Origin of the sequence: Hydrotalea sp., from assembly GCA_030054115.1 — a bacterium.
In the GTDB taxonomy this organism is placed as follows: Bacteria; Pseudomonadota; Alphaproteobacteria; order JASGCL01; family JASGCL01; genus JASGCL01.
The window spans coordinates 1-10,118 of sequence record JASGCL010000042.1 but is presented as its reverse complement, the minus strand read 5'-3'; the positions used below and the strand labels follow the sequence as shown (position 1 = coordinate 10,118).

The window sequence follows — 10,118 nt, the reverse complement described above, 5'->3', positions numbered from 1 at the left end:
AATCTTTTTATCTCGCTCGTGGCAACTAGCCTGGTTCTAGGGCTTGCCCTAGTTGCCGGAAAATTCATGGGCGCGGTCAAAGGCGCGGAAGAGGGCGCGCGCCTTGTTCAAACATTCTTCCTGTTCTTGCGCGGGGATGGAATCGTAAACAATGCCCGCGCCGGTTTGAATGGTAACCTTGTCGCCCGTCAACAATGCACAGCGCAGGGCGATGCAATGGTCCATGTCGGCTTGGTTGGCGTGGGTGGCGGCGTTGTCGTTGCGTTTGCATGAAAAATAACCAACCGCACCAGCGTAAAGCCCGCGTCGCGTTTTTTCCATCTCGGCGATAATTTCCATGGCGCGAATTTTTGGCGCGCCCGACACGGTGCCGGCCGGCATGCCGGCGAGCAGGGCATCGAGGCTGGTTTTGTTTTTGGCCAAATCGCCCATGACCTCCGACACGATATGCATGACGAATGAATAACGTTCGATTTGAAATTCTTGCAAAACCTTGACCGAACCAATGTCGGCGACGCGCCCCACGTCGTTGCGGCCAAGGTCAAGGAGCATGAGGTGTTCGGCGCGTTCCTTCGGGTCGGCCAATAATTCCTGTTCCAATTTTTTATCCTCGGCGTCGGTTTTGCCGCGCGGCCGCGTGCCGGCGATTGGGTAAACCGAAACTTTTTTACCCTGCACCTTGACCAATGTTTCGGGGCTGGCACCGGCGAAGGCAAAATCCTCCCACTGGAAAAAAAACATGTATGGCGCCGGGTTGGTGGCGCGGAGCGAGCGATAAAACGACAGGGGCGCGCCATGAAAATTGTCATATTGAAAAACCTGGCTGATGACCGCCTGGAAAATATCGCCGGCCTTGATATAATCGATGGTTTTTTTGGCGGCGGCGATGAAATCTTTTTCGGCGGTTAAATGGGTCGGCTGTTGTGGCGTGGGGGTTGCGGGCGGGGGTGGGGTTGCGGGCGATGGTTGGCGCAGGTGGTGGAGCGTGGCCTTGATGGTGGCGGTGGTGGTGTGCAGGGCGTCCGCCGCCGATTGCGCCGCGTTATATTGGCAACGCACGACGAGAAAAATTTTGTCGGTGCTGTTGTCAAAAATTAATAATTGCTTGGGCAAAAAATATCGACCATCGGGCAGGCCGTGTGGGTCGTGGCGATGCGGCGGAATTTTTTCAACCATCTGTATCGCGTCGTAACTTAAAAAACCAAAAAAGCCCGAGGCCGCCGCCGGTAGCGCGCTGGGAAAATCAATCAAGTATTTTTCCAACAATTTTTCCAAATCGACCAATGGTTGGTCGGGGGCGATGGGCGATGGTTGCCATGGCGCGTTGTCGGCCGAGTCGTTGCTGTCATCTTTGGCTACGCGGTGGAATGCCTTGCCGTGGCGCGCCTCCCACAACAGCAATGGTTGCCAACCGATGAATGAAAAACGGGCGCGGGTTTTGCCCTGCTCGACCGATTCCAACAAAAACAAATGGCGCGATTGCGATTGCAATTTTATGGCCGCCGCCACCGGCGTCATGGTGTCGCCCGAAAATTCGCAATAAAGCAAACCATCGCGGCCGGCGCGATAGCTTGCCAAAAATTCTTCCTGGTTGATTGGTTGGCTCATGTAATTACTTATAGCAAAAAAACATTACCACACCAAAAGAATTAACGGCGCGTGAAGATGGCGGGCGCAATGTTAGTTAAGGATGCTGTCGACGCGTGGCCAGTCGATGGTTACCTTATAGGTGCGATAAAGATTGAGGAGCCAGCCCTCGGCCGTGGCGGCGTAGAATTGTTTTTTAAAATCAGCAGAATTTTTTTGGCCATCGGCGACCTTGCGCGGTAATTGTTTCATGACAAATAATTTTTGCGGCGTGGTTGCGCGGGTGACACCGGTGTTCGATAGGCCGGTCGCCACCGATGCAAACAACAGGCGCAACACATCGTTATTATTCAAGTTTTGAAATATCGGCTTATCGCTCAGCATTTGTTTTTGTGAAAAGCTGAAATTGGCGGCGGGCAATTTTTTGGCCTGTTGATAGGCGGCGAAATCAAACTTGCCATTGTTGATTTGCGCATCGATGGTTTGTTTTTCTTGCAACAGAATAGTTTGCGCGGCGTCACGTTGCCAATCCTGCGCCACGATGTTTTTTACCTTGTCAAATGTTGGCAGAATCGGCGGTTGGCTATCCAGCAAGCTTATTGCCACCAACCCGACCGATTCGTCATTACCGGTGTCGTCTTTGCTTTTGATATCGGTCAACACCAGCGGCGCGGTTTTAATGCCATCGGTGAAACCATCGCTGGTGATATTATCCATGTAGGGTTGGTTTTTAATCGCGCTACCAGCTTGGTTGCGGCCTTGCTTATCCATAAATGCTGTGGTGGTAATTGCGCCACCGGTGATGCCGGCGGCCTGCATCGCGGCGTTAAAACTTTTACCAGCGGCTAGCTGGTCGCCGACCTGGCGGTAAATATCATTGACCGCTTGGTTGATTTTTTGCGCCAAAATTTGCGCGCGCAAACTGCTGGCGACCTCGGCCAGCGGTTTCGGCCCGCCGTTGGTTTTTTTTACCAAGCGGATGATAGCGAAGCCAAATGGCGTTTCAACCACCGACGATGTTTTGCCAATCGCGTCGTTTGGTTGAAATCCATAACCGGTCAAATCATTGTCGCCCAAGGTTATATTGTTGTATTTTGCGCCCGTGGCCTTTTGGCTTGATAGGGGCGCGGTGTTGTTTTGATGGCCGGCGTAAAATGCGTCGGCCAATTTTTTATCGGCAAATAACAATTGTTCAAATTGGTAACTGGCGGGCACGATGAAATTATCGCTTTGCGCGTCGTAGGCATTTTTCAAATCGGCGTCGGTCACCACCGCCCTTTTCGCGGCGGCGTTTTTTATCACCTGCGGCGACAGGGTTAGAATTTGGAAACGCCGATAATCCGGTTTTTGATAAAGGGCGAGGTGGTTGTTGTAAAAACCTTGTAAATCATCATCGGTCGGCGATGGGATAGGCTTGCCATTTGCCCGCGCCAGGTTGTCGGCGTCGACCGCGATATAGGTAAATGCCACCTGGCCATTATCGCCCTGCCACAGATTGGCGAGCGACGGGGTATCAAAATGCGAGCCGTCAAAATAATTTTTGAGCCAGGTCAGGAGCAGGTTCTTTTTTATCTGGTCGATGACAACCCCCTCGCTGATGCCATTTTGCCGGATGACGCTGAGGTAAAGGTCTTTTGAAAACTTGCCGGTTGCTGGGTCTTGGAATGCCGGGTCTTGCTGAATCGCCCGCGCCACCACACGGTCAGATAGTTGCAGGTTCATGTCCTGCGCCGCCTGCAACAACAGACGTTCCAATATCATCTGTTGCAATATTTTTTGCGGCAATTGCAATTTTTTTTGTTGCTCGGTGCTTAAATCGGCAAGGTTGGTTTGCGTCAATTGATTTTGGTAATAGGCTTGGAATTGACGTTGCGTGATATTGCCGCCCTTCATTTTGACAAGCGGTGCGCCCGACGGCGAAAAGTTGCTGGCACCAAAGGAAATAAAACCAACCGCCAACAAAAGCCCGAGGATGATTTGAAAGGGTTTGTTACTGGCGAGGGTGCGAACAAATTGTAACATGGTAATCTGGCGGGGCGGTCGTTGCTGGCTGGTTATTCTTTTTTCTCGCTGATGAGGCGTTTGGGCATCACGTCGTCTATCAGGCCGAATTTTTTCGCCTCAAGCGCCGACATGAAATTATCGCGGTCGACCGCCTTTTCAATCGTTGCCAAATCATTGCCGGTGTGTTTGACCATCAATTGATTCAAAATTTCACGGATGCGCAGGATTTCCTTCGCCTGAATTTCGATATCGGCGGCGACACCGCGCGTGCCGCCCGATGGTTGATGCACCATGATGCGCGCGTTCGGCAGGGCAAAACGTTTGCCCTTCGCCCCGGCGGTCAGGAGCATGGCCCCCATCGATGCCGCCTGGCCGACGCAAATTGTCGACACCGGCGGTTCGATAAATTGCATCGTGTCGTAAATCGACAGGCCGGCTGTTACCGACCCGCCCGGCGAATTGATGTAAAGGAAAATATCTTTTTTCGGGTTTTCCGATTCCAAAAACAACAATTGCGCCACGACCAAGGATGCCATGTTATCCTCGACCCCGCCGGTGATAAAAATAATCCGCTCCTTTAGCAGGCGCGAATAGATGTCATAGGCACGCTCGCCGCGTGATGATTGCTCTATCACCATCGGCACAAGGTTATTATGAATATCGGCGTTGTCGCTCATGTTTTGTTTTCGTGACCTTTTTTTTGTGATGCTGGCCTGACCCCTTAAAACCCCACGGCCTTAACGGCTGGGGGCGTTATGGATGGTTTCGGCCTTTTTAATAAATTCGCTGGGCGATAAATCCTTGTCGGTGATTTTGATTTGCGTCAGCAAATGGTCGACCACTTTTTGTTCAAACACCGGCAGTGATAATTGCACCTGCAGGTTTTGGTTTTGGCCAACCGCCTTTAAAAATTTTTCGCGTTCTTGCGGCGGGTATTGCATGGCGCGGTTCATAATGACCTGGCGCATTTCGTTTTCCGAAACCTTGACCGCGGCCTTCTCCCCGACATCGTTCAATATCAAGCCCAATTTGACGCGGCGTGCCGCGATGGCGCGATATTCTTTTTCCAGGGTTTTCAAATCCTTGCCCTTGTCCTCCTCTTCCAGGTGGTCATGCTCGAACGCATGTTTCACATCGGGGAAGACGGCTTGGAAATCATTTTCGACCATTTTTTCTGGCAATTCAAAATCGACCAATTGGTGCAATTGGTCCAACAATTGGCGTTTCAGCAAGTCGTTGCTTTGTTGGTCGGCCTGGCCGGTGATTTGTTTTTCCATCATGTCCTCGAGTTCTTTCAAATCCTTCAAGCCAACTTTTTTGGCAAATTCATCATCGATAGCGACCGGCAAATATTCCTTAATCGCCTTGATGGTGGTTTTGAACACCGCCGGTTTTTCCGACAGCGATTCCTCGTGGTAATGCTTGGGGAAGGTAACCTTGACCGATAATTCCTCGTTCAATTTTTTACCGATGAGTTGATCCTCGAAACCCGCGATAAATTGCCCCGAGCCCAATTCCAATTCAAAATCCTCCCCCTTGCCACCGGCGAAGGGTTTGTCGTCGACGAAACCCTCAAAATCCATAACCACCAGGTCGCCCTTTTTGGTTTCTTGACGGTCGTCAATTTTTTTGCTTTCGCGATAATTCTTGGCGATGTTTTCCAAATTTTCTTTGATTTGTTCCTTGATTTCTTTTTCATCGGCCTTGACGCGATAACGGGTGATGGCGATTTTTTCAATCGGCAGGGTGGGAATCGGCGGCAACAGGTTGATGGCGATTTCAGCCAACAAATCGGCTTTCAATTTAATCGCTTCCTCATGGTTAATTTTTATAATTTCCGGGCGGTCGGCAACCTTGACCGAGAAATCTTTTTGAATCTGTTCCAGGCCGTCTTGCAACAATTTTTGAATAACATCGCCCATCACGCGGTCGCTGTAATTTTTTTTCAAAATATCAAGCGGCACCTTGCCGACGCGAAACCCGGGCATTTGCGCCGTCGGTTGAATGGCGGCCAGCTCTTTATCCAATGCCTTTAGCAGGTCGGCCTTCTTCACGCTGATTTCATATTGGCGCGATAATTTTTGCTTGCTGGTTTCCTTGATGTTAATCATGATGTTATCTTTCTTTCAAACGTATAAAAAAACAATTGGTGTCAGCCCCTATGGTTTTTTTGGTTGTGGCTGGTTGGTTGGTGGGAAATGATCCGGTTGGTGCGGGCGGAGGGACTTGAACCCCCACGAGTTACCTCACCAGAACCTAAATCTGGCGCGTCTGCCATTTCGCCACGCCCGCCATTTCCGTTGTTATTTCGTCGCTTGGTCGTTTTTTTGTTGGTTGATGGTTATTTTTCCTTTTGTCATTTTTTTCGACAAAAGGCAAGATTTTTCTGCGCCTCGTCAAGGTGGCAAAAATGCGGCAAAAATACGCGCTGTCGCACCGGCCATATGCTTGACGTGGGCGGCATGCCGGCACAGGGCGCAAATAGGCGCGGGCAATAGGAATAAAGAGCCGAAAAAACGCGCTTGCTAGTTTGTGGCAAACATCATAAAAACATTATTAGGAAAAAAAATTTAGAGCCACCACCCTTGCCCAAGCCTTGCCCACCATCGCGCCCCTATTAAAAAATGACCGAGCAAAAAACCCCTGACCTTTTGTCATCGCTATTGCCATTGCGCGCCGAAGAATCCGCCGATGATTTTTCTGCGGCGGCACATGACCATGATGCGCAACATTCATTGCGCGAGGCATCGTCTACCCCCACCGCCGAATCGGACACGCCGGCGCAATTAACGCCGCTGATGGCGCAGTATAAATCGCTGAAGGACCAATATACCGATTGTTATTTGTTTTTTCGCTTGGGCGATTTTTATGAATTATTTTTTAGCGACGCGGTCGAGGTCTCGGCCCTGCTCAACCTGACCCTGACCAGCCGTGGCAAAAGCGGCGATGGGCGTATTCCAATGTGCGGTGTGCCATACCACGCGGTGGATAATTACATCGCCAAGTTAATTGCGATGGGCAAAAAAATTGCCATCGCCGAGCAGACCGAAAATGCCACAAGCGACGATGGAAAAGACGGCGCGAATAAACCCGCCAAGCCGGCGGGTAAGAATTTGATGGCGCGGCATGTGGTGCGTATCATTACCCCGGGCACGGTGTTTGAAGAAACATTATTGCCCGAGCGACAAAATAATTTTTTGATGGCTGTTGCGATGAGTGATTCGCCGAGCGCAAAAAATGAAAAACAAATGACGGTCGCCATCACCGATGTATCGACTGGTTTTTTGGCGGTCGAGGGCATGGGGTTGGCGAACCTTAGCAGTTTTATCAGCAAATGGTCGCCGGCCGAAATTGTCGTGCCCGATATTTTGCTAAAAGATGAAATGGTTGCGTCAGCGTTGCGCGATTTTTACGAAAAAATTACGCCCGAGGCGATGGCGGTGTTCAACAAGCAACGCGCTGTCGAGATGATACAAGCGCAATTTCATGTCAAAAGTTTGGCCGGCTTCGGCGATTTTTCGCCCGATGAATTATCCGCGCTGGGTGGGTTGCTGGCTTATTTGAAGCGCACGCAAATCGACGCCCTGCCAAAATTATTGCCGCCGAAGAAAATCGACCAATCGGATTTTGTCAGCATCGACCGCGCCAGTTTTCAATCGTTGGAAATTCTCAGCAACAACCACGGCGGCGGCCGGGCGGGCAGTTTGCTGGAACTGCTTGACCGCACCGAAACCGCGGCCGGCGCAAGGTTATTGCGCGAACGATTGCAACAGCCGCTAAAAAATGTTGAAAAAATTATTGCCCGCCTTGACCTTTTGCAATTTTTTGTCGACCAGCAAAAAACCAGCAACGATATAAAAAATCATTTGGTCGCCTTGCCCGATTTATCGCGTGCCTTGGCGCGGTTGGCGGTGAAAAAAGGCGGCCCGCGTGATTTGGCCGCCGTGGCGCAGGTATTGGCAAAAATTCCGGCGTTAAAAAACACCCTGCGGCAATTATTACCCGGTGGCGAACGGCAATTATCAACGGCCGATAAAAACCCCGATGGCGTGGTTGGGCAATTGCTTGATTCCTTCCCCGATGTAACGGCGGTGAAAAATATATTACAGCAGGCGTTGCGCGATGATAACCTGCCCCTTTTGCCGCGCGACGGGCATTTTATCCGCCCGGGGTTTCGCGCCGACCTTGATGCTATCAACAACCAGCAAAAGGAAAAACGTCGCCAATTGCAATTGCTGGAACAAAAATACCGGCAATTGACCGGCATCGATAATTTAAAAATAAAACAAAATAATATATGGGGTTTTTATATCGAGGTCGCGGCGCGCCAGGCCGACAAAATGGCCAAGCACAATATATTTCAACATCGCCAAACCCTGTCGGCGTTGGTGCGTTACAATAGTGCCGAGCTTATCGCCATGGGCACCGATATCGAACGGGGCGATAACCAATCGCTGGCGTTGGAATTGCAAATTTTTGATGAATTGGTGGCGGTCGTATTGGCCGAACACGAACCATTGATGGCCACCGCCCACGCCGTGGCGGTGTTGGATGTTAACCAGACCATGGCCACCCTGGCCCGCACGCAACGTTTTGTGCGGCCAACTATCTTGGCGGGCAACAACATGGCGGGCGAGGGTGGTGGCAAGTTGTTACGCCTGGCCCGTGCGCGGCACCCGGTGGTGGAACATGCCCTTAGCAAGCAGGCCAATCATTTTGCCGCCAACGATATCATGCTGGATGATAAAAAATTTTTTATGTTGCTGACCGCCCCCAACATGGCGGGCAAAAGCACGTTCCTGCGGATGGTGGCGATTATCGTTATCATGGCGCAATCGGGGTTTTATGTGCCGGCCGATGAGGCGACCATTAGCGTGGTGGATAAAATTTTTTCACGGGTTGGCGCGGCCGACGATTTGGCGCGTGGCCAATCGACATTCATGGTTGAGATGTTGGAAACCGCCAATATTTTACAAAACGCCACCGCGCAGTCGTTGGTGATTATGGATGAAATTGGTCGCGGCACCGCGACGTTCGACGGCTTGTCTTTGGCGATTGCCATCACCGAATATTTAAATGAAAAAATTAAGGGGCGGGTGTTGTTCGCGACCCATTATCACGAATTGACCAAATTGGCCGACCATTTGCCGGCGATTGCTTGCTTCACCATGCGGGTCGAGGAATGGGAAAAAAAATTGGTGTTTTTTCATGAACTTATCGCTGGCCGTGCCAACCATTCTTATGGTATTCATGTCGCGGCCATGGCCGGTGTGCCGCCGTCGGTGGTGGCGCGGGCCGGCGATATATTAAAGGAATTAGAAAACAAAAAATGACCAACGATATAAAAAACGGGACAAGCCGGCGGGGCGGGGCGGCCCGCGACATCGACCTCGCGGACGTCAATTATTGGGTGTTCGACCTGGATAACACGCTTTACCATCAATCGTTCAATTTGTTTCCGCAGGTTGAAAAATTGATGGTCAGCTATATCATGGAAAAATTGCAATTGGCCGAGGGGCCGGCGCGGCAATTAAAAACCAATTATTTTTTGGCCCATGGCACGACGTTAAAGGGGTTGATGGACAACCACCAAATCGACCCAACCGAATTTTTAGAAATGGTGCATGATATCGATTACAGCATTTTGCCGCGTAACGATGGTTTGGCGCAGAATTTAAAAAAATTGCGCGGCGAAAAATATATCTTCACCAATGGCAACCGCAACCATGCCTTGGCAACGCTCGACCAACTTGGCATCGCGCTGGAGACCTTCACCAAGTTGGTGGCGATTGAGGATGTCGATTATATTCCCAAACCGCAAGCCGCCGCCTACGACCAATTTTTTGCGCAATGCCCAAACATTGTGCGCGACCGGTCGGTGTTTATCGACGATATTGCCGACAATTTAAAAACCGGTAAACAATTTGGCATGAAAACCGTTTGGTTGCGCGCCGACAGCCACCCCAACAACCCAAAAGATTCCGGGCAACATGGCCGTTTGGATTATATCGATGTTACGATAGACGACATCGATTCGTTCCTTGCCAGTTTGGTAAAATAAATTTTCTTTCATGATTGATTACATAGCGTCGATGAAACAATTGTTGGCGATGGCGCGCGCCGCCAGCCAAGAAAAGGAAGAGGTGCCAGTCGCCGCCATGGTGTTGGCCGAAAACGGCGTGGTGTTGGCCGCGTCGTGCAACATGGTGGAGGAAACCAAAAACGCCCTGGCCCATGCCGAAATGGTGGCGATGGCGACGGCGATGAAAAAAACCGGCGACAAATTTTTGGCCAATTGCACCCTTATCGTAACATTAGAACCATGCGCCATGTGCGCCGCGGCCATTTCGGCGGCGCGTATAAAAACATTGGTGTTTGGCGGTTACGACGAAAAATCGGGCGGGGTGTTGTCGGGGGCAAAAATTTTCGCCAACCCCAATTGCCACCACGCGCCCGACATTATCGACGGCATCCTCCGCACCGACTGCGAATCCCTGATGAAGGATTTTTTTCTAGGCAAGAGGGGC

The 10,118-nt window shown here is 50.9% G+C and carries 7 protein-coding genes and 1 tRNA gene; 3 read left to right on the top strand and 5 right to left on the bottom strand.

The genetic code is table 11. The features are described from left to right. Positions 1–48 precede the first annotated feature (48 nt). The 5 genes from QM529_06740 to QM529_06720 form a co-directional block, all read right to left on the bottom strand. Positions 49–1,608 carry a chorismate-binding protein gene (locus QM529_06740; protein ID MDI9314350.1) on the bottom strand — a complete coding sequence of 520 codons (1,560 nt, stop codon included), beginning with the start codon at positions 1,606–1,608 and terminating at the stop codon, positions 49–51. A gap of 72 nt (positions 1,609–1,680) precedes the next feature. Next, the gene (locus QM529_06735; GenBank protein ID MDI9314349.1) at positions 1,681–3,609 is read right to left on the bottom strand and encodes a SurA N-terminal domain-containing protein; all 1,929 of its coding nucleotides are present in this window, start codon (positions 3,607–3,609) and stop codon (positions 1,681–1,683) included. A 32-nt stretch (positions 3,610–3,641) separates the two neighbouring features. Continuing rightward, complete coding sequence (gene clpP / locus QM529_06730; protein MDI9314348.1) at positions 3,642–4,268, bottom strand: ATP-dependent Clp endopeptidase proteolytic subunit ClpP; 627 nt, start codon at positions 4,266–4,268, stop codon at positions 3,642–3,644. Between the two features lie 60 nt (positions 4,269–4,328). Beyond that, the gene (gene tig, locus QM529_06725) at positions 4,329–5,702 is read right to left on the bottom strand and encodes a trigger factor (GenBank protein ID MDI9314347.1); all 1,374 of its coding nucleotides are present in this window, start codon (positions 5,700–5,702) and stop codon (positions 4,329–4,331) included. 97 nt (positions 5,703–5,799) lie between these two features. Then, positions 5,800–5,883, bottom strand: a tRNA-Leu gene (locus tag QM529_06720). Between the two features lie 332 nt (positions 5,884–6,215). On the opposite strand from QM529_06720, the gene mutS reads away from it, so the two are divergent. The 3 genes from mutS to QM529_06705 all read left to right on the top strand — a co-directional run. Beyond that, positions 6,216–8,924: a DNA mismatch repair protein MutS gene (mutS, locus tag QM529_06715; GenBank protein MDI9314346.1), complete on the top strand. Its 2,709-nt coding sequence runs from the start codon at positions 6,216–6,218 to the stop codon at positions 8,922–8,924. Beyond that, the gene (locus tag QM529_06710; protein MDI9314345.1) at positions 8,921–9,652 is read left to right on the top strand and encodes a pyrimidine 5'-nucleotidase; all 732 of its coding nucleotides are present in this window, start codon (positions 8,921–8,923) and stop codon (positions 9,650–9,652) included. Before mutS ends, QM529_06710 begins: the two co-directional genes overlap by 4 nt. A gap of 10 nt (positions 9,653–9,662) precedes the next feature. Next, positions 9,663–10,118 (top strand): nucleoside deaminase (locus QM529_06705; protein MDI9314344.1); only part of this gene is annotated, 456 nt, incomplete at its 3' end.